Annotated in this window: 1 protein-coding gene; it reads right to left on the reverse strand. The window is 66.3% G+C overall.

The window, feature by feature from the left end:
* Positions 1-420 precede the first annotated feature (420 nt).
* Positions 421-674 (reverse strand): DNA methyltransferase (locus tag NFX52_RS30425; RefSeq protein WP_252636015.1); only part of this gene is annotated, 254 nt, incomplete at its 5' end.

Genomic DNA, 674 nt, shown 5'->3' on the forward strand with positions numbered 1-674 from the left:
CTGTGTGGTGAAGGTGCCGATGTTGGCCATGATGAAGTCCTTTCGAGGTTGTCCAGGTCGCGCCCATCGCGGCCTTGGCGTGATCCGATGGGCGAGGGTCGGGCGCGCCGCATCCCGCAGCGAAGCAAAGGGGCCGCAGCGCAGCGAAGGACCGGGAGGCCCGAGAAATTTGCCGCGCGAGGAATCCGCGCAGCGGAGGGGAAATTTGTCGGGCCGGACGGTTGCGGCGAACAAGCCCGAGGCAGCGCAAACGAAGTGCAGCGCCGCCGTGCCCGAGCCAGGATTCACGACAAATACAAGGCCGCTGTGGGGGTGATCCTGTACAGAAAGGGTTCATGGCCACCGGCGCCGGTCCGCCTCACTGTCGCGCAGCGGTTGGGCACAGCGCCCGAAGCGACTCACGCCAGCCGTTACCGACGCTCAAGCGCCAGGCAATTCGCGTTGCGACAGCCGCTCCACGATGCGCTGGCATTGATCTTCGCGAAGCTCGATGCCGATGGAGCGCCGCCCTGTCTTGCGGGCCACTGCCAGGGTGGTTCCGCTTCCCGCGAAGCAATCCACCACCAGTCCGCCTGGCGGCACGCTGTACTGGATGAGCGGGGCCACGATGGCCTCGGGCTTCTGCGTCTCGTTGACCGCGTAGCCGTGGCAGCTGCGCGCATAGATGACGCTCT

Source organism: Acidovorax facilis, assembly GCF_023913775.1.
In the GTDB taxonomy this organism is placed as follows: Bacteria; Pseudomonadota; Gammaproteobacteria; order Burkholderiales; family Burkholderiaceae_C; genus Acidovorax; species Acidovorax facilis.